Genomic DNA, 25,524 nt, shown 5'->3' with positions numbered 1-25,524 from the left:
TAAATCTAAGTTAAAATAATATACATAATGGTCTTTATATTACACAAATACTCTGACTTATGCTGCGTACAGTGACCGAACTTTTCATCTTTTCAGGTTGATAATTGAGCTGTAGTGCTTGGGCAATCGCCAAATGCACCAAATTCACGCCGCTCATGAAGGTATGTGCAATGCCACCTGATGGCCGAGAATTCACTTCCAAAATATATAACTGCTGTTGATCATTATATCGAGCCTGCATATTCACCAGCCCATCACAACCAAATAATGCAGCCACCTGTTTGGCCAACTCAATCGCTGGATCTTCAAATGTCAAACTCTGGCAGCCATTCTTTTGCTTATAACGTGCGATCGCACCATGCACCTGACCATGTACGCACAACATATCCACTGAGCACTCCAGTCCAGCAAGAAATGGCATGACCAAATACACAGGAGGCTGTTCTAACTGGCGATAACTCTCAATAAAACTTTCAGGATGCGCCTTGAATTTCATACTATTGGCAAACACATCAAAAGCATCCGCTTTAGGATCTAAATGCCAAAACCCTGAAGCAAAAACCCCTTTGGCAGGCTTGACGCACACATCGCCTTGTTGCAACCAGTCATGATATGCATCTTCTAATTGCTCGGCATTTTCAACAATGGTTGCAGGCGCGACCGCCAAGCCGTGTGTTACACAGATCTGAGTGAACAGAGCTTTGTCATTCAGTTGCTCAATCTGCTCAACCGTATCACAGCCCGCCATGAGACGGATGCCCAATTGTTCGAAGCGCTGTTTTTTCGCCAGATAAAGTTCAGCATGATGCCCAGCAATAATCAATTTGACATTGAAGCGTTGTGCCTGCTGTAAAACCCACTCGACTCGCTCTAACAAAGGCGGTTCTTGTAAAGCGATATCGGCAACAGATGTAATTTCAGGACGATCGTCTGCATGTGATGCCACCACATGAATTCGGGTATCAAACGGCGCCGTTTTTGCGGCCAAAATTAAATCACGTTGACAAGAATGCGCTTGGGTAAACCAAATCCCGATCGAATCTTCAGTAATTCCAATCTGAGCAAGATCATTCACTATTTGTGTCATACACATTCCACCATTTGCACCACCACTAAGCGGCCTCCATCCTGACGTGAAAGTAAAATTTGTTTTCCATCCAGCAATTCAACTTTTTCGCCAATTGGAATCGTTGTTTTGCTTGCCACATCCATGAGGTCAGGCAGATTTTCATTGACCAGCCACCACTGATTTTGGTGAAAAACAAAATAGCCGACACGTTTGCTTTGCTCTGCTGTTAGACGCTCGTTCGGTGCAATCAAATTATTGACATGCCACGGGTAAAGTGACTGCCCTGTCCAGACCATTAAACGATGATTATCAGGTCTAAAACTACCTTCTCGGCGTGCCGAATAGAGGTTCAGTACAGGTAACTTGCCTTTAAAGGCTGTACCACAAAATGGACATACTGGTTTTGTTGTATTATCAAATACATACCATTTTTGACTGCAATCGCTATTTAAACAAGGCTGGATCAAATCCACCGTTTTAACCAAAGCGGTTTCCCAATCATTGGCTGAAGGCCGCTGCTGCGGTTGCTGTAAACCTGTCACAAAATTTTGTAAAAACAGTTCTTTTAAATAAGGGCCTGTCACAGTGAATGGAATTTTTTCAGGATCGGCCCACGGTAAAGCACTTGGACGGACTTGACTAACTTTTACCCGATTGCTTGAATCGGTTGGATGTTCAATAAATAAGGCATTATCACCCATTGCCAGATTTTCATCGCGCTGAGGATCATTCACATCATGGACTTTGCCACCACGTAATGGATGCCGATACAGCAAATACATGTAGATCAAGACCGCCAAGGCATGGCGATCGGTCATGATATTTGGGAGATTTCGCTGTGGGTCATCTTTTTTTAAATGATTGGTTTTCACCACTTCAGGTGCAATAAAATCAGGCGTTCCGACCACATCAGGTGGATATTTACCCGGCACAACCAAACCATCAACATCAATTACACAGGCACGGCCAGTTACAGGATCAATCAAAATATTTTTGTAGGATAAATCTGAATGCGCCAAACCTGCTGCATGCATACGGCGTACAGCACGGGCAATTAAAATACAAATACGCAGATAATTCGACCAATTGCCTTTTTCTTTTTCATCTAAAAACCGATTTTGGTTATTGGCACTGGCAAACCATTTCCCTTCTTTTTCCTTACCTTTAATGCCTAAAAAATCATTATTTTTAGACCCATGTTCAAAGAAAAACTGTTTTTGGTAGGTCGGTGCTGTAATCCCCAACAAACCATTATATTCAATCAAACCATCGGGCCAGCAAAACACATTTTTCCAGTAATCCCCGCCTGCACTGTTGAAAATACCTTGCCATTTATTGCCAACAATTTCCTTTAAGCGGTCCTTCTGTCTTTCCAGCTCAGCATGTGACTGATAGAAATGGTTTTTTTCTTTGCTAAAAAAACACACCACATAAGATTTATCAGGAGAAAAATAGACATCTTTCATTGCTCCTGAGCCAATGACTTCATCAACGAATGCAACTGGCCGACCATCTAAGGTTTGACACTGGATAATCTTAGTCATGGGCAAGACCCTCCACATCCACACTCACAGGCTTATTCCATAAAATCGCCAAAGTACGATCATCATGATGCCCTGCACTAAAGAACTTTGACCATTCCAATAAAGCCTGATCTGGGTGTGGCTGCTGTAACTGTGGTTCAATTTCTTGCCATAAGGCCTGCCATTTTTCGTGGTTCGCAAGTCCAGCATCCGTTTCAAAGCGTGGATCGGAAATACCATCTGTCATCAGAATTACAGCTTCACAATCATCGTAATAGCCAATATTGACGCGACTAGCAAACTGCTGTGCAAAACTGCGATCCAAGAAACGAGTTTGCCCAGCAAACTCGCCACCATCTGGTTTGCCCATTAAACGTACTTTATCTTTGGCATATACAGCAATCGCGCCATCGCCCATCCAAAAGGTACTAATAAAGGTTTTTTGCTCGCATTGTTTAACCACAGCCACCAATAAAGTCGTGGCATAGGCCTTGGCTGCAACCTGCTTTAACTCGGCTTCCTGCTCAATGGCCTCAATGGCCACTTGAGCTGTTTTATAGAAAGTATCATGAAAATCTTTATAGATTTTCTGTGCAACAGACTTGGTCATTTCATCGTCACTGCCAACTTGCCATTGCTGCAATAAGCGATCAAGATGCGGATGATGCTGTTCGAGATAATCCGTCAGCGTTTTGGCTGCACTTTGCACTGCAAGCAAAGAACCTTGTCGAGAATAACTGGCACTGCCAGCACCGTCTGCAACGATCAATACTGACCAATCGGTCTCTGCAACTTGAGTAATCAGAAAGTCATCATCACGGAATGTACCTGCGTGTTCATGTGAGCGCCCGCGCTGGCTACAGGCAGCAAGGTTAAAGTGCTCAGTCTGGATCAATTGGTGATCACTATGTGCTTTCTGATAAGGCGCATGGATATCAGGCTCATTGACCTGCCATAAACTACGCGGATCGGCAGTAATAATAAAGGTCACCTCACCCGAAGACCATGCTTGTGTGGCTTCGTTATTTTTATACTGAAATGCCAGTTTAAATTCACCAGCTTGTAGCGGTATGCCCTGTAATTGTTGCGTTTCATCATCAAATACGATGCCTAAGTCGTCTGGAATTTTGATCGATTCTGAGCAAATCAGCACGTCCTCTTTGACTGGATATTGCATTTGGATACGGGCTTGATAGTCTTGCCCAACACGCGCATTGGGTATCTGAAAATGAGGCATTTTTTTCACCATTTTCACCTCATGATTTGATTTTCCTGAGGCATTATTCTGATTGTGGTCTGTATTATTTGCGTCGATATCTGTGATCGACTTAACTGACAGCAGCGAGGTTGTCTGGTGTGGCGTAGCGACAAAGCAATCATTTATAAAAGAAGGATCAGCTTCTGCTTCAATAGACGGGGACAAATAAAGTTCATCTAGAAAATCAAGCTGATCAACTGACTCCAATACATCCGTCTCATCAATTGAATTCTGCATCATTTGGATATGATCGAATAGCGGTTGGCTTGATTCAGCGCTATTGATATTTTCAGCTTTAGAGATGTAAACCGGCAAGCGCCCCTGCTCCAGGATGCGCTGTAATAAAGAATGCTGAAACGCTGCTGACTGTTCTAATTGAAAGCCCATCAGCTCATAAATCTGTTCAGCCAAATCATGATAGGCATTATAAATCTTCTTATTGCTTAGTAATTGATCAATAGAATTATCATCCAGTAACAGAGGATTCTGTTGAGTTTGATCTTGTAACAGCTGCTTTAATGTATTTAAAAAAACTGTCTGAACGTCAGGAGTCAAAGTTTGCGACATGGCTTTTCCTAGATCCAATTGTTAACCACGCCCTCGTTGCACATCGAAGCCGTCCATTCCACCATAGCCAAAACTGACTTGGCGACGACACCATGGACAAGTCACGTCTTCGCTAAAACCGTCATAACACATCAATTGGCCACAACCACACATGGCAAAAGCCGTTTCGGCCAAACAATGTGGACATTCTGGAGTACCTTGTAATAGCGTGGTATTGACCTGCTGCTGATGTTGGGTTTGATCAGACCAAGTAAAATAATCCTCATCAATTTTGCAGCATTCGGTTAATTGAAAATGATATAAATTCAGGTTGATATTTAAATCTTGAGGTGCTTGATACTGAATTTCACGTTCAAATTTCATTAAATAGGGTCGATTCAGCTTGCCACAGCGTCCCACAAAAGTGACACAGTTTTCATCCACCAAGGTTTTCTTGGCTGGCAAATCCTTGACCAGACGCATATAACGCTCATCGATTGGCGGTAAATGATCTTGCTGCTGTCCATCGCCAATACTTTTACTTTGTGCAACCACAGAAGCACTAATCCACTGGAAAAACTTTTTAAAGTCTTGTTCTTTCAACTCATCAAAAGCAATACAGTGTTCTGTTAATTGCTTGAGCGTTGCATAATCGACGTTTTTACCCATTCCTAAGGCAATCAGCGTACAGCGTCGTGCATATTTCTTTTGCCAACGGTAAATCGCATCTTTACATTCATCGGTCGGACGACCATCTGTAAACAAATATACGATTGGCTTCCAATCCCCTTTAATTTCTTCCGTTGTTTTAATCAAATGACGATCAAATTCATTCATCAAATGTTCTAAGGCTTTGCCTAAATGTGTCCCGCCGCCCAAAGGTAATTTCGCAGGATAATAAGCAAACACTTCCACTAACGGAACTAAAGTTCGGACAATCCCTGCAAAGGCAATAACAGAAACATATACAGTTTCCAAGGCATATGGATCTTGACGTAATTGCTGCATAATCAACTGGATGCCTTGTTGCATCTGTTGAATATTTTGCCCCGCCATCGACTCAGAACAATCCAATACGAAAAAAACAGGTAAACGGCGCATCTTCTGATTATCCTTAATGTATTCTTTATTTTATTTACAGCACCAACTGCACTTCTGGCGGCGGTGGTGGCAATGAAACAGAGCCTGAAATCCCAGCACTACTGCTTCCCACCACAACACTGGCAGACACCCACTTAAAGAATCCTGCAAAAGAGGCCGCATCCATGGTATCCAATACCACGACTTTATCAGTAAGTTGTAGCAGATGTTCCTGCTTGGCTTTTGGCCCAGCGGCACAGGCAACGATACTGGCAAAGTTTAACTGTTTTATGACAGGAATCGCTTGCTGGTAAGCATAGACATCAGACGGTGAGCCGTCTGTCATCACAAACAATAGTGGACGCCAGTCCCCTTTGACCTCATCGGTACTTTTCTGTAATTGCTGAGTGACTTGCTCAGCAAGCAACTCAAGTGCAGCGCCCATAAAAGTTGCGCCCGCACTCGGCACATCGATATCAGCCAGTTGCACTTGATCTAAGGGCGTTAAAGGCAAATAAACCTTCGCCTCCAAATCAAAGGTAATAATACTTAAATGCACACTCTCCAATGCATAAGGGTCTTGACGCAATGCACTCAACATAGACTGCAAGCCGACGTTCACCGAATGAATTGGCTCACCTCGCATCGATCCAGAGGTATCTAATAAAATATAAACGGGTAAACGGCGCATGTTGTTCTAAACCTTTCTTTAGCCGAAAATCAAATTTTTAAGCGTATTGTTTTAACCATTCTACAAATGAATCGGATTGGGAGGCCTGTCCGACTGCATTAAATTTCCATCCAGCTGATTCACGGACAAGTTCAGCAAAGAGTAATGAGCGCTGTTGATCATATTGGCCTGTGCCCGACAAATCGAAACGGACCATTTCCTTGCCTGTGGTATCCACTGCACGGATAAATGCATTTTTAACTTGACCAAAATGTTGGTTATTTTCTGCGGCTTTATAGATTTGCACCACAAAAACCACTTTTTGGTATTGTTGATTCAGGTCATTGAGCTTCACGATAATTTGTTCATCATCGCCATCCCCCGCACCTGTACGGTTATCACCGGTTAACCAGATATGTCCCGAAGAATGCTTTTGATTATTAAAAAAGATAACATCACTATTTTCTAAGGTGACATTCCCCTGCGCATCTCGCCCCAGATTATTAACCTTGCCATTACTCCCCACAAGGAAGGCAATCACATCCAGATCATATTCAGCGCTATTGCCACCAAATAATCCGCCAAGAAAGCCTTTTTTCTGTTCCTGAATATCCCAACCTAAACCAATCGTTACTTGAGACAAATTATTTTCAGTTTTACTTAAACTTATGCCTTGACCTTTACTTAAACTTACAGCCATGGTTTTACCCTCTTATTTAATCTTTATTTTGCTTTTTTTATAGTACGATGTTGACTTCAGGCGGTGGAGGTGGCAAATCGCCCAAGCCTGTGACTTCTTTTTGCCCTGCATCCACTTTCTGGCTGCCAGTTGAAATACTGGCAGAAACCCATTTAAAGAATGCTTTAATCGTATTTGAATCTGCCGTTGCCAATTCAACAACAACTTCTGTGATTTGTTTTAAAATTGAAGTATCAGCACCATGTCCCGCTGCGCAGGCCACGATCACCCCTGTTTTGACTTGTTGTAAACGTTGCAAACCTTTACGCCAATCATCTGTTGGCACACCATCAGTCATAATGAAAATCAATGGTTTCCAGTCACCTTTGACATCTGCTGTGGTTTTTGCCACTTCTTGTTCTATTTTATCGGCTAATAGCGCTAAAGCATCGCCCAAGGCTGTGGTTCCTGTGACCTGCAAATCTGGTGCTTGGAAAACAGCCAATTCAGTTAAAGGCACTAACTGTTTGGCTTGGCTGTCGAAACTGATTAAAGATAAATAGGCCGTTTCCAGCGCATAAGGATCTTGACGTAAAGTCGAAAGTAAAATTTGTACCCCATTTTTTACGGCTTCTATAGGCTCACCATGCATAGAACCTGAGGTATCAAGTAATAAATAAACTGGTAAACGACGCATTATTTTTTACCCTTATTTCGTTATGATTTAAATTTTAAGCCTAGATTACACTTTTAGCTTATCTAAATCATTACAAAGTAAAAAATAAATACTCTTCTGTCTACCTATTTCAGCTAAGGATTAAGCTTAATATTGACTAGTTCGGCATCAAAAGTATCGACCAAACTCTTAATTGTCGGCTCTTGGTGTAATAACTCGACTGCACGATGATATGCTCTTTCTTTACGCTCATTTTGCATCATTAAAGGCGTATTGGAATCCACTGCAGCATATTGCACACTAAACAGGGTTTGTGGCCATTGCGCTTTTAAAGCCTCCTCCAAATCATGCTGCAATTGCGACAACATGCCTTCATATTCTTGAGGAATCTGAAAAACAGAAGTGCCATTGATCTGTCCTTGCATCACACCATGTTGAGCTAACTCTTGAACCGCAGGTGAAAGCTGGCTGGTTCTAAACCAATATTCCCACTTCTCCAAATCCCACTCACCGTCTAAGACCTGCTCACGCAGTTTTAAAATATCTTGAGGCATCAGATCAGTTTGTTCATGAACTTGCTGTTGTATTTTAGGTGCAACGGGCTTGTCTGCAACAACACTCGGCTCCAAAACAACGACTTCAGCTACTGACTCTGATACGAGATCAAGTACTTGCTCAACTTTGGGCTGCTCCAGCTGTTCTTGAAGATTTTGCTCAACAGGAAAAACCAGCACCTCATCTGCTTCAACGATATTCGACTGAATCGTGTGTTGTTGTACTGATACATCCAATCCAATTAACTGACCGTCCTCGACATCAAACACCATGAGATGAGGATCTTGATTGCGCTGTTCAGGTTCAGGTTCAGGTTCAGGTTCAGGTTCAGGTTCAGGTTCAGGTTCAGGTTCAGGTTCAGGTTCAACGCTAACCGTTTCTTGCTGAACTGCAAACTGATTTTCTATCCTTAAATCCGGTACTGGCTGAAGCACTTCAGGTGCTGTAATTTGCGTAACAGGCATTGCCGTAACCGTGACTTCATTCAACGTTAACGGTCTAAATGCCAGTAAACGCAACACCGTCATTTCAAATCCTTGCTCTTGTGTCACCGCAAGTTGCAACTCAGCTCGACCTTTACAGGCAATTTGATAATACAACTGCAAATCTTGAGCAGAAATAAGTTTCGACAGCTGCAGAATTTTCTGGTTAATTTCTTCACTATATTTCAATGCAAGATCAGGCAAGTATTGCAACAATGCCAGTTCATGCAAGGTAGAAACCAATTGATCCAAAACCAAAGACACGTCTAAAGCTTGCTGTCTAAATTGTAGAAGTAGCTGACTTACTCGTGCTTGCTGATTTTGATGAATTGCCAAAATCAAATCATAAATAATGGTTCGGTCAATCAAACCAAGCATATCTTTAACATCTTGATGATGGACTGCACCTTGACCATAGGCGATTGCCTGATCTGTCAAAGACAATGCATCACGCAATGAACCTTGCGCAGATTCTGCAATTTGCCAAATCGCATCTTGATCGGCTTCGATATGCTCTTTATTTAAAATTGCTGTCAAATGTTCTGTAATTTCATCAACAGCCAAAGGACGTAAGGTAAATTGCAAACAGCGCGAGATGACGGTAATCGGCAGTTTTTGTGGATCTGTCGTTGCAAAGAGGAACTTCACATGCTCAGGTGGTTCTTCCAGTGTCTTGAGCAAGGCATTGAATGAATGCGTTGAAAGCATATGCACTTCATCGATCAGATAAACTTTGAAGCGACCCTGTGTCGGCGCATAAGGCACATTGTCGAGTAACTCGCGGGTATCCTCAACTTTGGTCCGTGACGCCGCATCGATTTCAATTAAATCAATAAAACGACCTTCATTTACCGCCTTACAAGTTGCACAAACTTCACAGGGCGTTGACGTCACGCCTGTCTCGCAGTTCAAACATTTGGCTAAAATACGGGCAATCGTGGTTTTACCGACACCACGCGTTCCAGTAAACAAGTAGGCATGATGCAAACGCCCACGTTCTAATGCGCTGGTTAAAGCACGAGAAACATGGTTTTGCCCCACTAACTCATTGAAATTACGTGGACGGTATTTTCTTGCCAGTACTTGATACATGAATGCTCCTTTTTGCGTCTTAAGCATACTGTTTTTTTGAAAGTCTGTGAATGAATCCGCTTCTAATTGATCAAGATTAAATACATTGCTGCACTTTTGATGACTATTTCCGATCTTTTCATCACATTCAGACAAGACTTGCGCCAATATTCAACTCAAGGGAGAATACGCACTAATTTATGTGTTGTTGGTTTTATTTCCCATGTCTCAATCTTTAACGGTACTCGGCGGCATTAGCGCAGAACAATTTCTTAATGAATATTGGCAGAAAAAGCCGTTGTTGGTCCGTAATGCAATGCCTGAAATTATCGGCTTATTAGAACCAGCAGATGTTCAAGAACTGGCATTGGAAGAAGATGTCACCGCTCGCTTAATCCGTCAGAAAAATAAAAATCCAAATGAGTGGCATGTGAAATCCTCTCCTTTAACCAAAGGTGATTTCCAAAAGCTGCCAAATCTTTGGACACTTCTAGTTCAAGCAGTAGATCATTATTCATTTGATATTTCAGAGCTTTGGAAGAAGTTTCCATTTATCCCTCAATGGCGCCGCGACGATATCATGGTGTCTTATGCACCTAAAGGTGGCTCTGTTGGTAAGCACTTCGATTTTTATGATGTGTTCTTGGTACAAGGCCATGGTCATCGCCGTTGGCAATTAGGTCAAATGTGTGATGAATCAACTGAGTTTTTGCCAGATCAACCGCTGAAACTTCTAGCAGACTTAGACATTCATTTTGATGAAATTCTTGCCCCAGGCGACCTTCTTTATGTCCCACCAGGTCTCGCGCATTATGGTGTGGCTGAAGATGATTGCTTAACCTACTCTTTTGGCTTCCGCATGCCAAACCTCTCAGAAATGATTGATCAAGTGAGTGATAAATTTGCAGAGAATACCTTACTCAAAAATCCATTGATCGATATTGCACGCCAGCAAACAGCACATTTAGGGGAAATTAACAGTACTGAGTTTTCATATTTAAAGACTCAATTACTTGATTATCTCACTCAGGCACCTGAATTTGATGCAGCGATCATGGCCTATATGAGTGAAGCAAGCTATCCAAACAACATTCCAGAACCTGAAGAGGTTGATGCTCATGATGTTGCCGAGATTATTGGTGCGGATTATCAAATTATTCTAGAACCCGCCTCTCGTTTGCTTTACAGAAAACAAGGTGAATCTTTAGAGTTTTGGGCAAATGGCGATACCGTTTGTGTATCAGAAGCTTTTATTCCTTTTTTGAAGCAAATTGCAGATGGTGAAAGCCTCTTGCTAGATGACCGATTTAATGAAGTTGAGATTCTAGAAGATATCACAACGTTGCTGAATACCGCCGTCGTGATGTTATTACCACCAAACGAAAACTAGAACATCCATTTTCTTGTGGATAGAGATTAATCTCTATCCACATTTATCTAAATTCCAGATCAAAAAAATAAAACCCTACTTTTTATAATGATTACATTTTAATGCTTGAATAAGAATTTTTTTTTAATAGACTAAAGCCAAGTCATTATAAAAATATTTGATATAAATCACTTTGATACTACAGCAAGGAGTCTGACTTGTGTTTAAAAAAATATTATGTTTTTCCTTTCTCGCATCCTCATTCATTCTACAAACCAGCCATGCCTGCACCCGAGCAGTTTATTTAGGCAACAATGACCATATCATCACCGCCCGCTCCATGGACTGGAAGGTTGATGTAGGCACTAATCTTTGGATTTTACCCAGTGGTGTACTTAGAGACAGCAATGCAGGGCCAAAATCTCTAAAATGGAAAGCTAAATACGGCAGTGTGATTGCCACAGGTTATGATATTTCAACGACTGACGGCATGAATGAAGCTGGATTGGTTGCCAATGTATTATGGTTGGTTGAATCTCAATATCCAGACACCAAACAATCTAAAAAACCGCAACTCAGCATTTCGGCTTGGGCGCAATATGTACTTGATAACTATGCAAGCGTTGCAGAAGCTGTCAGTGCTTTAGAAAAAGAACCCTTCGATCTGATTACTGACAGCGTGCCAGGCGAACAACGCCTCGCGACATTGCATTTATCTATTTCAGACAAAACCGGTGATAGTGCCATTATCGAATATATTGGGGGCAAGCAAGTTATTCACCACAATAAAAAATATCAAGTTATGACCAACTCACCAATATTTGATCAACAACTGGCACTCAACACTTACTGGCAACAAATTGGTGGTACAGTCATGTTACCAGGGACCAATCGTGCTGCTGACCGCTTTGCACGTGCCTCTTTTTATATCAATGCGATTCCAAAAAATGACAATCCTAAAGATGCCTTAGCTTCTGTTTTTAGTGTGATTCGTAATGCATCTGTTCCTTATGGCCTCAATACAGCAGAAGAACCGAATATTTCATCGACACGCTGGCGAACCGTTGCAGACCACAAACAACAACTTTATTTCTTTGAATCTGCAGTCTCCCCCAATGTATTTTGGGTGGATTTAAAGAAAATTAACTTTAAAGATGGTTTAACGCGTAAACTTGATCTTGGCAAAGATCAACAGAATACTTTTGCTGGTGATGCAACCAATCAATTTAAAATATCAAAACCATTTGAATTTCTTGGTCCACAACTACATCATTAACACTGAAATATTGAGTACATCCTAGAGAGTTAAAAAGATGAAAAAAACTTTAAGTTTACTGAGCCTTTGTATTGTGATGAGTGGCTGCGCGACCTTACCTGACTCTTCTGCAAACTCAACAGACAATCTCGCAACCGCAGGCTCTTTGAACTGCAAAGCCAACGAACTTTGCCCGAATGTTTTTGTTGAATGGGATAAACAACACAAAGAGCAATTAAGAGTCGAGACCGTACTCAACAGTAGCTATGATTATTATGATATCAAAAGCCTTACTTTCTTAATTGATGATAAGACTTTTACTTATCAGCCCGTTGGTCCAACGCAGCAAAAAGACATCAATCGACTGATTACAAGACGCTCATCGAATAGCTTCATTCTGCCGAGTACATTCCTGTACGAGCTGAAAAAAGCAAAAAATGTCGAACTTTCGATCGAAACAGATAAAGGCAACATCAAACGTTCTGTCTATACCCCAAGCCAACAATCGATGCTTTACCATAATTTTATAAAGCTCATTGCAACACTACCATTGCAACAAAACAAATCTTAAAATAGAAAATTATACGATGAAAGTCAGTTATTTATTTTAACTATAACTAACTGGCTTTTATATTATGTATTTATTCAAAATAGATTCCAGAGTAAGCATTAAAAGTAGAAGCGTTGCTTAAATATACACAAACCTACAAACAAGAATAAATCTCAACATAACCATCATAATTAAATCTAAACACCCCATAAAACTAGTTATCCTTTGAAAACAATTAGATGAATAATCACGGATCAAATAAATTTAAGTTATTCTAATCTTTTATCGTATTTTAAGATTTTATTAATAGTTATTTTCTATAGATATAAACATTCATTTCAAACTCTGTACTTGAAAATACGGACAAAAGAATCATTTAAATGAATAATGTTATTTTTTCCTATGATATTTTCAAAATACCATGTAAAATCCCTGCCAAAATTGCATGATGAAATGCAACATGATGCTCTTGGCGATGGGCGAACTAGAGGCGTTGTATGTCAAAAAAAGAAGATATTATTACCACTGCATTAAGACTTTTTAATTCGCATAGCTATAACTCGATCGGTGTAGATCGAATCATTAGTGAATCGGGCGTTGCAAAAATGACTTTCTACAAATACTTCCCTTCAAAGGAAAAGTTAATTGAAGAATGCTTAGTGCAACGTAACATTAATCTCCAAACTTCTTTAAATGCAACTTTGGCAGAATGTGATCCAGAGGATCATCTTGACCAACTTAAAGCAATCTTTGGATGGTATGCAGCCTGGTTTAACAGCGAAGATTTTAATGGCTGTATGTTTCAGAAAGCGTTAGAAGAAGTGATTAAAATCTATCCTTCTACGTTGCAACCTGCTACCCAATATAAAATTTGGTTAACAGCTTTAATTGAAAACTTATTGAAAAGTTTGGATATTCGTAACCCGACTCATCTTGCAACATTGATTGTCAGCATTTTAGATGGTATGACGATTCAAGCCCATGTCAATAAGCACTCAGTTGAAATGGATGAATACTGGAAACGCGTTGAGCACTTAATCAGTTTTGAAAAAGCTTTGGCATAAATACAAAATATCCCTTTATAAATAAAGGGATATTTTTTTATTAAAAGTGTTTGAAAAATCAGGTATCATTGCATAAAAAAATAAAGCGTGATTTATAGTTATTATTGTGGCTCACGCTTGCGTCTGAGTGTAAAAAGAATAATAAATATTATTACCCTCTGGCGGTTGCACTTTCGCACTTCCGATCCTTCTTATGCAGACAGATCGTTCTGTCTTGTTTCTCATTATATATGTTTTTTTGTAAAGCACAATCTTTTTTTTAGTTTTTTATATTCGTTAATTATATTAACCACTTAATTTTATTATTTAGTATTTTTAAAGAATAAAGCAAAGGATATCGAATCTTAATGGCGTCAAACTGGATATAAATCTCTCAAAACCACGATAATGTGAATTTAATCACGAATTTCACTCAAACAACCGATTAATCAACAGTATAACACCTTCTTATTACTTTTACTGATATACATTTTCATTAAAAACCATTGCAATTATTCAGTTTTACTACAATTTTTTCATTGCGTGACTTTATACTAGCCTCGGCTGTAACCTAGAGAGTATATGCATGCAAAAGGATTTCGAGATCGACGCCATGAGAGAGTCAGCTGGTACAATTGTGACTGTACTGAAATCTCTGGCAAATACTGATCGTTTAATTATTTTGTGTCATTTGGCTAAACAAGAACTTAATGTTTCACAAATTGAAGAATTAACCCAAATCTTCCAACCTACGCTTTCACAGCAATTGATGATGTTAAGAAAAAGTAATGTTGTTTCTACCCGTCGCGATGGCAAACAAATTTTTTACTCAATTTTAGATCCAAAGTTGCAAGTGGTTTTGAATACGCTGTATGAGCATTACTGCCCTCAGGCATAATTCTCAAAAAAAATTCAACCGTACCCTCTTTAGCATTTTTTCTGCATAATATATATAAATTTATGATTTAGACTATTGCGCATGAAATTGCTAAACCTAAACCTATCTAAACTTTTTCCTGCGCGAAAATGGTTAAGTCGTTATCAGCTTTCCAGCCTAAAGTCTGATCTGATTGCAGCCTGCATTGTATTGGCTATGTTGGTACCACAAGGTATGGCTTATGCAATGTTGGCAGGGCTTCCGCCAATTATGGGGATATACGCCAGTATACTACCCATGATTATCTATGCCTTTACAGGAAGTAGTACCACCCTTTCGATTGGTCCTGTCGCCATTATTTCGATGATGGTATTTACAGCACTTGACCCACTATTTGCTGCTGGATCAACTGCCTATATCGAAGCTGCTTACTTATTAGCGCTACTTGTCGGGATCATTTCTCTGCTTTTAGGTTTATTGCGTTTCGGTTTTCTTATTCAGCTTATTAGCCATCCTGTTATTCAAAGCTTTATCATTGCATCCGCGTTACTGATCGCCTTAGGACAATTTAAGTTTTTACTGGATATCCCGTTACAAGCAGGCAATATTCCTGAGTTTTTACTGAGCTTATCTCAAAACTTGCACCAAGTGACTTTGACAGGCATAAGCTTTGGGCTAATTTCTGTTTTACTCCTGTTTATGCTTCCAAAACTGATTCGGTCCAATTTTCTGAACAAAATATTACCTTTATTACTGGTTTTGCTCTCTATCGCGGTCATCACCTTTATTGGAAACGATGATCAGGCAATCAAAACAGTTGGAGTCATCCCAACAGGCCTGCCCAATTTTCATTTCCCAACATGGAACACTGAGCTGATTCTGCAACTACTCCCAAGCGCATTTATGATTGCAATGATTAGCTTTGTAGAATCGCTGGCCATTGCGCAAGCCACAGCACTACAAAAGCGCGATGACTTAGACAGTAACCAAGAACTGATTGCTTTAGGCTTAGCCAATATTGCTGCGGGATTTAATTCCGGTTTTGCAGTCTCTGGTAGCCTATCTCGTACGGTTGTCAACGCTGATGCGGGAGCGAAAACCCCGATGTCTGGTGTTATTTCATCTTTATTGATGATTGCAGTCAGCCTTTACTTTACAGGCTTCTTTCAAAACCTACCACTCGCTGTATTAGCTGCCACAATTTTTGTTTCTATCTGGAAGTTGATAACACTGACTCCATTTATTGAAACATGGAAATATTCAAAAGCTGACGGACTGGCAATGTGGGTTACCTTTTTTGGTGTAACCTGTATAGATATTTCAACAGGACTGATCATTGGTATTGTACTGACCTTTATTCTACTGCTTTGGCGTATTAGCCGCCCTCATATTGCTGTTATTGGTTTAATTGAAGGAACTCAACACTTTAGAAACATCTCAAATTACAATGTCATTACAACTCCAACTGTGGTTTCTTTCCGTGTTGATGAAAACCTTAACTTTTTAAATGCCCATGTTCTGAAAGGTTATGTGATTACAGAAGTTAGCCAGAATTCGCTGTTGCGACATGTTGTGATCAACTGCTCAAGCATTAGCAATATCGATCTCAGTGCATTAGAAATGTTAGAAGACCTAAATCGAGAATTAGCTCAGCTGACTATCCAATTACATTTATCCGAAGTGAAGAGCCCTGTTATGGAGCGACTATGTAAATCCCAGCTCAAAAATGAGCTTACAGGCCAAATATTTTTATCACATTATCAAGCAATACAAACACTTTCGCCTGAAATGCTTGTAGAATGAGCAGCTTTTATTGGATTTTTTTTATACAAAAGGATGTATCATGTTTTCATAATTATTTTTAAAAAACATTGTGTTAATTTTTTCGGTATTTTTAAAGTAATTGAATTGCAAAAAAAATTTTATTATTCACGGTTCTTAGGTATAGAATACCGCGCTTGTTTAACCTTAAACCGTGCATAGGTTTATAAGGCCTTTATATGTTTAATGTACTGTCTCGCTTGAGCTTAGTTAGCAAAATTATTATCGCTATTTTTTTAGGGATTGGCGTCGCTTTGCTCTTTCCTAACTTTACACCCTACTTAAGTTTATTGGGTGAATTATTCATTAAAGCATTAAAGTCTGTTGCACCGATTTTAGTTTTTGTTTTAGTTCTATCTTCAATTGCAAATTTCCAGATTGGTCAGAATTCAAATATCAAACCTGTACTGGTTTTATATGTAGTCGGGATGTTACTTGCCGCATTCAGTGCAGTAACTGCAAGTGTTTTGTTTCCAAGCCAACTGTTTTTACATTTACCGGCAGAAACAGGCCTTCAAGCACCAGGTAGCCTTGCAGAGATTCTAAAGAATTTACTTTTAAGTTTTATTGCAAACCCTGTTCAAGCAATTGGTGAAGCCAACTTTATTGGTATCTTGGCTTGGGCAATTGGTTTAGGTCTGGCTTTACGTCATAGCTCTGACACGACCAAGCAAGTTTTGACTGATGTGGCTGGAGCAGTCAATAAAATCATTCATACCGTGATTGGTTTTGCTCCGATTGGTATTTTTGGTTTAGTTGCAGTGACATTTGCAAGCGAAGGTCTAGCAACACTGACCAGTTATGCCCACCTATTAGCGGTTCTAATCGGCACAATGCTGTTTGTTGCACTGGTGATTAATCCAATTTTGGTTGCGATTACCATGAAGGCTAACCCATATCCTTTAGTCTTTACCTGTTTAAAAGAAAGTGGTATCACCGCTTTCTTTACCCGTAGTTCAGCTGCCAATATTCCAGTAAACCTAGATTTGGCTCAGCGTTTAGGTGTCAATGAAGCAACTGCAAGCGTATCAATTCCATTGGGTGCGACTATCAATATGGCAGGTGCAGCAGTCACGATTACGGTACTTACCCTTGCTGCTGTGCATACACTCGATATTCCTGTCGACTTGAGTACCATGATTATTTTATCGGTGGTTGCAACGGTTTCTGCATGTGGCGCTTCAGGCGTTGCAGGTGGGTCTTTATTGTTAATCCCTGTTGCTTGTAGTTTGTTTGGTATATCATCTGAAATTGCCATGCAAATTGTTGCGATTGGTATGATTATCAGTGTATTGCAAGATTCAACGGAAACAGCATTGAATTCATCGACAGATGTATTATTTACCGCTGCTGTTGATTTTAGAGACCATCCAAGATCATAGGTTGCTATGCCACTTCAACGTTTACCTAACTGGATTCAACTCGGTGCTTTCTTCCTTGCACTGAATGCAGGAATGGTAAACGTTTTGGGCTTATTTACAGTCCTACATCAGTCCGTTTCACACATGACAGGCAATGTCAGTATGTTAGCAATGAGTTTGCTTGACTGGCAGCCTGAGCATTTTATCTACCTCAGTCTGGTTATCCTTTGCTTTGTGATTGGCTCTTTTTATAGTGGCTTAATCCTTGGCAATGGCAGCGTTGCATTTGGTCGACGTTATGGCTTGCCGCTTAGTTTAGTCGCGATCTTTCTGGTTCTCACTTGGCTCTTACTGCCTTATTTCCCGCGCTACGGCCTGTTATGGGCCTGTGTTGCCATGGGCGTACAGAATGCCATGGTGAGCCACTACAAAGGTGCAATTATCCGCACAACGCACTTATCTGGCGTCCTGACCGATATCGGTTTAGCATTAGGTTATAAAGCACGTGGCTTAAAAGTAGAAAAACGCCGTATTTTTCTGCATCTTCTCATCTTTATCGGTTTTTTATGTGGTGGACTTATTGCGAGTCTGCTTTATCCTTATTTAAACTTACAGACCTTTCTCATTCCAGCAGCATTAAGCTTAGCAATGAGTGTCGCCTACTGGATTTTCTATTTTCGTTCTTCATCAAACTCAAATTTGGATTGAATTATGGTTAAAAATGCATTGCAAGCTCAATTGTTAAAAGCGGGCTTGGTTGATAATAAGAAAGCAAAAAAATTAACGAAGCAAGCACAACATGGCCAACGTACTGGACAAAATGATGATGCGGCATTGAAAGCTGAAATCGACCGTGCCAAACAAGAAAAACTAGCCAAAGACCAAGCATTGAATCAAGAAAAGCAAGCTGTACTGGAAGAGAAAGCCCTAAAAGCTTCGATCATCCAGATGATTAAACATCATAAAGTAAAAGAAATTGAAGGTGACGTAACTTATCAATTTATTGATGAGGGCAAGATCAAAAAAGTCTATCTTTCACAGCAAGTGTATAATGCCCTTGTTTCAGGTTCACTTGTGATTGCCAAAGATCAAGACAGTTACGCTTATTTACCTAAAGCGCTTGCGGAAAAAATTGATCAAAAAATGCAAGGTTTTATCTTGATAAATAACAATACCGAGAAAAATGATCAAACTACCGATGAGGAAGATCCATATGCAGCATATGTGATTCCTGATGATCTAATGTGGTAAATCATCCAACAGTTATGTAAAGACGCCTTTACAAATCGTATATAAACTGTGATCAAGTTAATATAAAACACCATTACACCTTACAATTCCCGCTCAAAGAATTTATAAGGTGTTTTGGGTTTGGATTATTTAAAGTATTTGCGTAGTGAGTTAAGCCATTACCCATGGCTAGAAACAGCGATTGCATTCATCATTTTGATTTTGTTTGCGGCACTTGCCAACTTTATTGCGAAAAGAATTATCGTCCGTGGTATTCGCCATTTAGTTACAAAATTTAAATCTCCAAATCAATCAATTTTCGCACAACATAGTGTGACTCAGCGTTTTGCCAATATCGTCCCTGCGATTGTCATCATGAATGGCATTACCACGATTCCACATCTACCAGAGAAATTCATCAGCTTTGTACAAATGGGTGCGCAGGCTTTTATCTTCCTGACCCTAGCACTTACTGTCAGTGAAGCGCTGAATATTTTTAACTTAATTTATCAACGTAATCCCAAGTCTAGAAATAAGCCGATTAAGGGCTATCTGCAACTTGTTAAACTGATCTTATTCGTTGTTTGTGGCCTCATGATTTTGGGAACCTTCTTAAAAAAAGATGTGTTTACCCTACTTGCAGGCTTCGGTGCAATGGCTGCGGTATTGATGTTGGTGTTCCAAAATACCATTCTTTCTTTGGTTGCCAGTGTTCAAATCGCTTCTTATGACATGGTTCGTATTGGTGACTGGATTGAAATGCCATCTTTAAATGCAGACGGCGATGTCATTGATATGTCATTACATACGGTGACCGTACAGAACTTTGATAAGACGTTTACAACCATTCCAACAAACAAACTGGTGACTGACACCTTTAGAAACTGGCGTGGGATGAGTGAGTCTGGCTGCCGTCGCATTAAACGTTCACTGTTCCTAGATCAAAGCAGTGTTCACTTCATGTCTGATGCCGAACAACAAAAGCTCAAAGACTTCTTGTTACTTGATCAGTACCTCGATGCTAAGAAATCTGAAATTGAAGAGTTCAACAATCACTTGAGTAATCAGTCTCAGTATAATCAACGTCGTTTAACCAATCTTGGGACGTTCCGTGCTTATGTTGAATTTTACTTACGTCAGCATCAAGGGATTGCCCAAAACCAAACTATTTTGGTACGTCAAATGCAACCAACCAGTGAAGGCTTACCATTAGAAATCTATGCATTTACCAATACCATTGCATGGGCTTCGTATGAAGCAATTCAGTCTGATATTTTTGATCACTTGATTGCAATTATTCCTGAATTTGGCTTGAGAATTTATCAAGCACCATCAGGTCACGATTTTCAGTTACTCTCTACTGAACAAACCGATAAAGCCTAATCTAGCTCAATAAAAAAGCACCGTCAGGTGCTTTTTTATTGATTGATCTCAAAGTACTTCTTACACCCTTGCATCCACTCCGCTGATACTGGTGGCTCTTTTGGGTTTTCTGTATTTGCTAATTCACAATCTGCTGGATTGTTTAATCCATTGTCTCTCGGAAAAAAATAACCATAATAGCCATCACTATTCTTCTGATAACCACCCGTTTTTTTATAATCCCAGTAGAAGTAACTGGCAAAAGCCAATGCCATCCCTAACATGACAAAGAGCAATCCTTTTAAACTCATCCATCGCTCTAAATTGATTTTTCAACATTATAAACAAATTTATTAAACATTTAGGGATAAGTTTTACTTCTAGAAAAGAAAATGGCGCATAAAAAAGCCCCAATCAAATTTGGAGCTTTTTACGGTCTTTAGGAATCAGTCCCACTCTAGCTGAAACTGAATATTGGTATTGGTAAAATTAGGATTTAAGAAAACTCTATAACCTGCTTCCTTTAATTCAGTTACAACAATATCCGCATCTTCGCTACTGACTTCATGTTTTGAAAATTGTTGTAAGGCATCTCGATCACCGTCACTGGCTCTTAATTTAATCGTACTGGAAATTTTTGAGAGAATTTTATCTACTGTTAACTTTTTAACATTTGCATTAGAAATTGCAGTCGCTCGTGATGCAGGTAACAAAACTTCTTCGTTCACCGTATTCCGCCTGTAATATCAGAATAAGAAAAAAATTATAATATGTTCTATTTCCAGTTTTTCAAGTCCATAAAGTCAACTAAACGACAGATTTTGGCGCGCAAATACAAGAATAACAATTTTATGAGCTAAATAAGCAAATGGAAGTACTTTGACTCGCCTACTGACTTCTGATCAGCGGCTTCATTTGCACATTTTTCTGTGGTGGAATAACCATCTGAACGCGTTTATTCGAGCTACCACGAGCCTCAACATCACCTATGGTTAAATTATATCTTAGCGTTTCACCTGAAATACTGGAGCCATCCATGATAATGGATGCATTACCTTTTAATACAATTTCAGTTGCTGAAGTGCTGTACTCAACGTGGTTGGCCTTACCATAAACCATTCCCTTTTCTTCACTCACTTTTTGCTGAAATCTGACAGGGCTTCCCATAAGCGCAAGTTGATAAGGCTGGCCATTTTTCAAAGTTCCTATGGCTTTAGCCGCTTGGATATCAATCGTACCTTGTTTAATTTGGATATTAGAAGCCGAAAAGGAACTTTGATTTGGGCTATAAAGCGTATCTGTAGCTTCAATATAAATCGACTGCTGAAAGTCAGACTCAAGCGCATAAATATATGTACTGCACATCAAAATTGATGTAATCGAAACAATTTTCTTCATCATGATATTATTTTAGATCAATGCATTTATAAACGGCTGATCTTAGCACAAGATGAGATTAATTCTTATTTGAAATAATTAAATGAGCGTAAATACTGACTCTAAATATGCGAAAATTCCTGATGGGTAAAAATAAGAGAGGAAAATCTCCTCTCTAAGCCAGTCTATTGACAATTGATATCCAGTTTTTCAGCATAATAATCAGTCGATACTTTTAAATCAGACATCAACTTCTCTTTGCTATAGTCCTTAGGTGCAAGTTTTAGTAAAGCAGGAATATACTTTGATTCATATAGATTAGGATAATCTTTGCAAAGTACACGTGTCTGCTCTTGTTTTGGTGTATCTGGATTATCCAAGATGTCCATGTATTCGGAGATTTTATTGTCCACGACTTCAAAACTTTCTTGCGCCTTCTCACTTTTAACTTCAGGCTGCTTGTTACAACCAACAAATAAGATGGAGATTAAGCCTAGAGATAGAATTCTGATTTTCATAACAATGCTGCATACGATAAATTCATAGAAATCCGCCATTGCGGGTCATTTGTTCTAATTTATCATTAAAGTACGACACCGCAGATATCTTTTGTACCAGTTGGGTAAGAAAAATTTAACAGTGTATGATCAAAAAAAAATTCTATGGATGTTCCGCCAGTACTCACTTCGTGATTCAAATCATTCTATTAAAAAATTAGGTAAATGATGAAAATAGAAGTGGCTTTTAATTTAAAAAACCACTTCCAGTCTAAGTATTAATTATAAATAAATCTCAGGTGGATACGGCGTATCATCGCTAATTGGCGTATACAGTGTATTTTCGACAAAGAATCCATTCGGTGCCTGTACAGTATCAATCGTCACAGAATCCTGCATCACTTGCGGATAGGCCCAGATAAACTGCTTCATCAGTCCTAAAGGATTATTATTCTTCATATCTCCAAATACACGCTGCCAAATTGGTGTTCGATAAGGCTTAGTCTTATCAAATCCATAGAGGTGAGCAATTGAGGAATCAGGAACAAATCCTGCTAAATAAGCCACTTTATCAGCTGGGTAGTTCAAATCTTGTGTAGGAATCTCTGAAACCGCCTGATGAGCCAAGCCTAAACGCGCTTCCAAAATCCAGTCATAGGCTTCCGTCATGATATAATCGAAATTCGGATAACTATAGTGCTCACTTGGATAATTGATATCTGTCGCCAAGGTTTCAATCGGTGTGCGAATCGTTGGAAAGAAAATCAGTGGACACACTTTTGCTGTTGGATACTTGGTTTTAATCACTATACGAATATCTCGACATGTCTGTCCTAGTTTATTGCGTAACCAAGCCTTAAACTCATCATATGGTGTGCCTGTTTTATTTACTGCATCATAAATCGTGCCCAAGTCTGGTGCATACAATCCCGTGTCTGCGTTAAATGCCAGTTTAGTTGGATAATCATAGACACATGGTAAATCTGTACCCTGATTATACCACCACCAAGGTTCACCAATTTGCATATTTACAGGGCAGCCGCCTACAGCCATCGTATCAGCAAACTCAATAAACGCTTTATGTAGATAAGCAAGTGCATTTTGATCACACGGGCTAAAGAAATAACTTGGCGGTTCATACCCCGTACGGCCTAAATTACTATTCCAATCGCGCTGTGCCCAGAATTCATTTGCGCCCAATGAGTACATTTCAAAACTGACACCAAATACAGGCTGCATCCCAGCATTTTGCAATGCTTGAGCAAAACGCTCATGCCATTTACGTGTACATGGATTTACAACAGATTGATTGGTCACCAACGTATCTGGAATTTGCCATTTATTAATACTACTGTTCCAAGACATTTCAGGATACTTTGACATACCACAATAATGATTGATCAAACCGTGATAACCCAAAGCCTGCATATTATCGACCAAGCGCTGTGGATTCAGATCATAATGGTCATCGTAGCTGGTACAGATGCCGTAGTCATGTTGTGGAACAGAAACGCGCTTGAGCGTAAGTTTGGCATTTGGCCCTGTGGTTACCGAATTCGTTAAACGAATATAGCCATCTTCGACTTGGGCTAAAGGCTGGGTAGAATGCCCATTATAACTGCTCGTAAAACCTGAAAACGAAATTCGCTGAATGTTGGTGACAGGAAAAGACTCTGTTGCTGAAAACCCCGCTTTGACTGTATTCCAATTGATATGAATATGTGCCGAGCGAGATGCTGGCTGATTTGCATAGTTAAACAAGACAATGTAAGCAACCTTGTCCTCACCATTGGCTTTGTATTGCACAGTAAGTGTCGGTGTTAATGTTGGATTATTTAACATTGGCATAGATGCCGAGAGTTCAATATCAAAATCCCAAATCACACCGCTGTAATCATATTTAGTTTCATAAGCCAAAAACTTATGATCTTTCGCATCATATGAATCCCAAATAATCCCTGCAAGATCGGTTGTGGTACGTGAGCGAAATGATGCTTCAAAGCCATTCCCATAATTGGTAATTGCAAACGACATGGTCTGTGGACCATCAATGCGCCAGTACTTTGGACTAAAACGATTAATCATTGAGGTTTGGATGCTAATTCCGGGAGTTGTTTTTAAATTTTTTTGTTTATATTCAAAAGTATTTGTCATTTTTTTAAATGCTCTCATTAATCACTGAATCTTTATCTTAAGCGATCGTGATTTTTTGACTGTTTGCATGAGTAAGGATTGATCAAAAAGTACGCATTTATTTCGACTTTATGTAAAGCTAAACTGAATCAGATCAATAAAAAAGCTCATCTTGTGACGAGCTCTTTTATTGCAAAAACGGATTCTTAGAAATTGTAACGAATGCCCACTTTATAAGTGATTCCATCTAGATCTAACACATCAGACGCGGTGCTCTCACAAAAATAACCTGTACATGCATCGTCAAAGTTTTCGATGTACAGCCATTTATATCCAAGTCCCACATAGCCTGCAATATCCTTTTGAATATAGTGACCTAATTCAAAATCAATCGGCAAAGTTACATAACGCAGTTTAGTATCATAGTCATCTGCATCAAGCCATGCATAACCAATACCAATACTTGCATTCGCATAAGTATTATTTTGATTATAAAATTTATAGCCACCTTTAACATTGATTTCAGTGCTGTGCCAATCTGAACTTTTTTGGTAATTCAATCCAAATGTTGTACTTAAGGTATCCAAGGCTGTAAATGTAACGCCTGTACCAAAGCCATTTAATTTCTCATGACCATCAATCGCATCCGACTGCAATCTAGAGCCATAATATTCTGCAAATACAGAAGTCTGAATTCCGCTGCTCGTCTCACTACGATAATTCTGATCTATGGGTTGGACTGTACGCTGTCCAAGCTCTTGAGGTGTCCCATAATTGACTTGTAAAGGTGTATCTGCCCACCCATTTACGCCCATGAGAGATACTGCTACTCCCATCACCCCGACAAATATTTTTTTCATCCTAATGCCTATTTTTATTTGAATTTAAGAGCTTAGAGAATAATTTATTTTCAATTTTTTAAAAATCATTTTTTTTTAAAGACTATCAATAAAAACAAGAAACCGACATCTGGTCGCCCTTATATCCTTGTGTAATTTTAACACAAAACCATGTTCAGCCCTAAACTCACCGTATTGTTG

At 39.5% G+C, this 25,524-nt stretch carries 24 protein-coding genes; 10 read left to right on the top strand and 14 right to left on the bottom strand.

The window, feature by feature from the left end:
- Positions 1-34 precede the first annotated feature (34 nt).
- The 8 genes from B2727_RS14900 to dnaX form a co-directional block, all read right to left on the bottom strand.
- Positions 35-1,087: an ATP-grasp domain-containing protein gene (locus B2727_RS14900; RefSeq protein ID WP_033133007.1), complete on the bottom strand. Its 1,053-nt coding sequence runs from the start codon at positions 1,085-1,087 to the stop codon at positions 35-37.
- On the bottom strand, positions 1,084-2,613 hold the full coding sequence (locus B2727_RS14895; protein WP_033133006.1) for a helix-hairpin-helix domain-containing protein: 1,530 nt from the start codon (positions 2,611-2,613) through the stop codon (positions 1,084-1,086). Before B2727_RS14895 ends, B2727_RS14900 begins: the two co-directional genes overlap by 4 nt.
- Positions 2,606-4,417, bottom strand: a complete 1,812-nt coding sequence (locus B2727_RS14890; protein ID WP_033133005.1) for a PP2C family serine/threonine-protein phosphatase — start codon at positions 4,415-4,417, stop codon at positions 2,606-2,608. Before B2727_RS14890 ends, B2727_RS14895 begins: the two co-directional genes overlap by 8 nt.
- A 21-nt stretch (positions 4,418-4,438) precedes the next feature.
- Positions 4,439-5,497, bottom strand: a complete 1,059-nt coding sequence (locus tag B2727_RS14885) for a TerY-C metal binding domain-containing protein (RefSeq protein ID WP_033133004.1) — start codon at positions 5,495-5,497, stop codon at positions 4,439-4,441.
- A gap of 34 nt (positions 5,498-5,531) precedes the next feature.
- Positions 5,532-6,167 (bottom strand): vWA domain-containing protein, encoded by a 636-nt coding sequence (locus tag B2727_RS14880; RefSeq protein ID WP_005203233.1) that lies wholly within the window; start codon positions 6,165-6,167, stop codon positions 5,532-5,534.
- A 37-nt stretch (positions 6,168-6,204) separates the two neighbouring features.
- Positions 6,205-6,846 carry a TerD family protein gene (locus B2727_RS14875; RefSeq protein WP_291349535.1) on the bottom strand — a complete coding sequence of 214 codons (642 nt, stop codon included), beginning with the start codon at positions 6,844-6,846 and terminating at the stop codon, positions 6,205-6,207.
- A 37-nt stretch (positions 6,847-6,883) separates the two neighbouring features.
- Positions 6,884-7,522, bottom strand: a complete 639-nt coding sequence (locus B2727_RS14870; RefSeq protein WP_005203231.1) for a vWA domain-containing protein — start codon at positions 7,520-7,522, stop codon at positions 6,884-6,886.
- Positions 7,523-7,635: 113 nt separating this feature from the next.
- Positions 7,636-9,630, bottom strand: a complete 1,995-nt coding sequence (gene dnaX / locus B2727_RS14865) for a DNA polymerase III subunit gamma/tau (RefSeq protein ID WP_291349533.1) — start codon at positions 9,628-9,630, stop codon at positions 7,636-7,638.
- Positions 9,631-9,832: 202 nt separating this feature from the next.
- On the opposite strand from dnaX, the gene B2727_RS14860 reads away from it, so the two are divergent.
- The 10 genes from B2727_RS14860 to B2727_RS14815 all read left to right on the top strand — a co-directional run bounded on the left by B2727_RS14860 (position 9,833) and on the right by B2727_RS14815 (position 20,498).
- A complete protein-coding gene (locus B2727_RS14860; protein ID WP_033133003.1) occupies positions 9,833-10,999 on the top strand; it encodes a JmjC domain-containing protein in 1,167 nt (388 codons plus the stop codon).
- Positions 11,000-11,198: 199 nt separating this feature from the next.
- The gene (locus B2727_RS14855) at positions 11,199-12,254 is read left to right on the top strand and encodes a linear amide C-N hydrolase (RefSeq protein ID WP_004807638.1); all 1,056 of its coding nucleotides are present in this window, start codon (positions 11,199-11,201) and stop codon (positions 12,252-12,254) included.
- Between the two features lie 37 nt (positions 12,255-12,291).
- The gene (locus B2727_RS14850) at positions 12,292-12,804 is read left to right on the top strand and encodes a hypothetical protein (protein WP_241345104.1); all 513 of its coding nucleotides are present in this window, start codon (positions 12,292-12,294) and stop codon (positions 12,802-12,804) included.
- A 476-nt stretch (positions 12,805-13,280) separates the two neighbouring features.
- Complete coding sequence (locus tag B2727_RS14845) at positions 13,281-13,847, top strand: TetR/AcrR family transcriptional regulator (protein ID WP_004807643.1); 567 nt, start codon at positions 13,281-13,283, stop codon at positions 13,845-13,847.
- Between the two features lie 565 nt (positions 13,848-14,412).
- The gene (locus B2727_RS14840; RefSeq protein ID WP_004807645.1) at positions 14,413-14,724 is read left to right on the top strand and encodes an ArsR/SmtB family transcription factor; all 312 of its coding nucleotides are present in this window, start codon (positions 14,413-14,415) and stop codon (positions 14,722-14,724) included.
- Between the two features lie 81 nt (positions 14,725-14,805).
- Positions 14,806-16,506, top strand: a complete 1,701-nt coding sequence (locus B2727_RS14835; protein ID WP_033133288.1) for a SulP family inorganic anion transporter — start codon at positions 14,806-14,808, stop codon at positions 16,504-16,506.
- 197 nt (positions 16,507-16,703) lie between these two features.
- Complete coding sequence (gene sstT, locus B2727_RS14830) at positions 16,704-17,906, top strand: serine/threonine transporter SstT (protein ID WP_005316023.1); 1,203 nt, start codon at positions 16,704-16,706, stop codon at positions 17,904-17,906.
- 6 nt (positions 17,907-17,912) lie between these two features.
- On the top strand, positions 17,913-18,593 hold the full coding sequence (locus B2727_RS14825) for a YoaK family protein (RefSeq protein WP_005203216.1): 681 nt from the start codon (positions 17,913-17,915) through the stop codon (positions 18,591-18,593).
- 3 nt (positions 18,594-18,596) lie between these two features.
- A complete protein-coding gene (locus B2727_RS14820) occupies positions 18,597-19,136 on the top strand; it encodes a DUF2058 domain-containing protein (RefSeq protein ID WP_005203213.1) in 540 nt (179 codons plus the stop codon).
- Between the two features lie 120 nt (positions 19,137-19,256).
- Positions 19,257-20,498: a mechanosensitive ion channel family protein gene (locus tag B2727_RS14815; RefSeq protein ID WP_005316027.1), complete on the top strand. Its 1,242-nt coding sequence runs from the start codon at positions 19,257-19,259 to the stop codon at positions 20,496-20,498.
- A gap of 35 nt (positions 20,499-20,533) precedes the next feature.
- Here the strand turns inward: B2727_RS14815 and B2727_RS14810 are convergent, their stop codons facing one another.
- The 6 genes from B2727_RS14810 to B2727_RS14785 form a co-directional block, all read right to left on the bottom strand.
- A complete protein-coding gene (locus B2727_RS14810) occupies positions 20,534-20,788 on the bottom strand; it encodes a hypothetical protein (protein WP_005316029.1) in 255 nt (84 codons plus the stop codon).
- Positions 20,789-20,923: 135 nt separating this feature from the next.
- Positions 20,924-21,205: a hypothetical protein gene (locus B2727_RS14805; protein ID WP_004653154.1), complete on the bottom strand. Its 282-nt coding sequence runs from the start codon at positions 21,203-21,205 to the stop codon at positions 20,924-20,926.
- A 160-nt stretch (positions 21,206-21,365) separates the two neighbouring features.
- The gene (gene lptA / locus B2727_RS14800) at positions 21,366-21,878 is read right to left on the bottom strand and encodes a lipopolysaccharide transport periplasmic protein LptA (protein WP_033133289.1); all 513 of its coding nucleotides are present in this window, start codon (positions 21,876-21,878) and stop codon (positions 21,366-21,368) included.
- Between the two features lie 161 nt (positions 21,879-22,039).
- Entirely contained in the window at positions 22,040-22,372 is a 333-nt protein-coding gene (locus B2727_RS14795; RefSeq protein ID WP_032882365.1) for a hypothetical protein, read from the bottom strand.
- 261 nt (positions 22,373-22,633) lie between these two features.
- Positions 22,634-24,505, bottom strand: a complete 1,872-nt coding sequence (locus B2727_RS14790) for a non-contractile tail sheath protein (protein ID WP_033133290.1) — start codon at positions 24,503-24,505, stop codon at positions 22,634-22,636.
- A gap of 185 nt (positions 24,506-24,690) precedes the next feature.
- Positions 24,691-25,344, bottom strand: coding sequence for a hypothetical protein (locus B2727_RS14785; protein WP_005316037.1), 654 nt, complete (start codon positions 25,342-25,344; stop codon positions 24,691-24,693).
- Positions 25,345-25,524: the final 180 nt, after the last annotated feature.

It is taken from the genome of Acinetobacter sp. UBA991, from assembly GCF_002292065.1.
Lineage (GTDB): Bacteria > Pseudomonadota > Gammaproteobacteria > Pseudomonadales > Moraxellaceae > Acinetobacter > Acinetobacter higginsii.
This window is presented reverse-complemented; position numbering and strand designations above follow the sequence as displayed.

Bases quoted from the DNA above. Each gene is read 5' to 3' on its own strand.
- B2727_RS14900 (WP_033133007.1), bottom strand. From the start codon at position 1,087: ATGACACAAATAGTGAATGATCTTGCTCAGATTGGAATTACTGAAGAT.
- B2727_RS14895 (WP_033133006.1), bottom strand. From the start codon at position 2,613: ATGACTAAGATTATCCAGTGTCAAACCTTAGATGGTCGGCCAGTTGCA.
- B2727_RS14890 (WP_033133005.1), bottom strand. From the start codon at position 4,417: ATGTCGCAAACTTTGACTCCTGACGTTCAGACAGTTTTTTTAAATACA.
- B2727_RS14885 (WP_033133004.1), bottom strand. From the start codon at position 5,497: ATGCGCCGTTTACCTGTTTTTTTCGTATTGGATTGTTCTGAGTCGATG.
- B2727_RS14880 (WP_005203233.1), bottom strand. From the start codon at position 6,167: ATGCGCCGTTTACCCGTTTATATTTTATTAGATACCTCTGGATCGATG.
- B2727_RS14875 (WP_291349535.1), bottom strand. From the start codon at position 6,846: ATGGCTGTAAGTTTAAGTAAAGGTCAAGGCATAAGTTTAAGTAAAACT.
- B2727_RS14870 (WP_005203231.1), bottom strand. From the start codon at position 7,522: ATGCGTCGTTTACCAGTTTATTTATTACTTGATACCTCAGGTTCTATG.
- dnaX (WP_291349533.1), bottom strand. From the start codon at position 9,630: ATGTATCAAGTACTGGCAAGAAAATACCGTCCACGTAATTTCAATGAG.
- B2727_RS14860 (WP_033133003.1), top strand. From the start codon at position 9,833: ATGTCTCAATCTTTAACGGTACTCGGCGGCATTAGCGCAGAACAATTT.
- B2727_RS14850 (WP_241345104.1), top strand. From the start codon at position 12,292: ATGAAAAAAACTTTAAGTTTACTGAGCCTTTGTATTGTGATGAGTGGC.
- B2727_RS14845 (WP_004807643.1), top strand. From the start codon at position 13,281: ATGTCAAAAAAAGAAGATATTATTACCACTGCATTAAGACTTTTTAAT.
- B2727_RS14840 (WP_004807645.1), top strand. From the start codon at position 14,413: ATGCAAAAGGATTTCGAGATCGACGCCATGAGAGAGTCAGCTGGTACA.
- B2727_RS14835 (WP_033133288.1), top strand. From the start codon at position 14,806: ATGAAATTGCTAAACCTAAACCTATCTAAACTTTTTCCTGCGCGAAAA.
- sstT (WP_005316023.1), top strand. From the start codon at position 16,704: ATGTTTAATGTACTGTCTCGCTTGAGCTTAGTTAGCAAAATTATTATC.
- B2727_RS14825 (WP_005203216.1), top strand. From the start codon at position 17,913: ATGCCACTTCAACGTTTACCTAACTGGATTCAACTCGGTGCTTTCTTC.
- B2727_RS14820 (WP_005203213.1), top strand. From the start codon at position 18,597: ATGGTTAAAAATGCATTGCAAGCTCAATTGTTAAAAGCGGGCTTGGTT.
- B2727_RS14810 (WP_005316029.1), bottom strand. From the start codon at position 20,788: ATGAGTTTAAAAGGATTGCTCTTTGTCATGTTAGGGATGGCATTGGCT.
- lptA (WP_033133289.1), bottom strand. From the start codon at position 21,878: ATGATGAAGAAAATTGTTTCGATTACATCAATTTTGATGTGCAGTACA.
- B2727_RS14795 (WP_032882365.1), bottom strand. From the start codon at position 22,372: ATGAAAATCAGAATTCTATCTCTAGGCTTAATCTCCATCTTATTTGTT.
- B2727_RS14790 (WP_033133290.1), bottom strand. From the start codon at position 24,505: ATGACAAATACTTTTGAATATAAACAAAAAAATTTAAAAACAACTCCC.
- B2727_RS14785 (WP_005316037.1), bottom strand. From the start codon at position 25,344: ATGAAAAAAATATTTGTCGGGGTGATGGGAGTAGCAGTATCTCTCATG.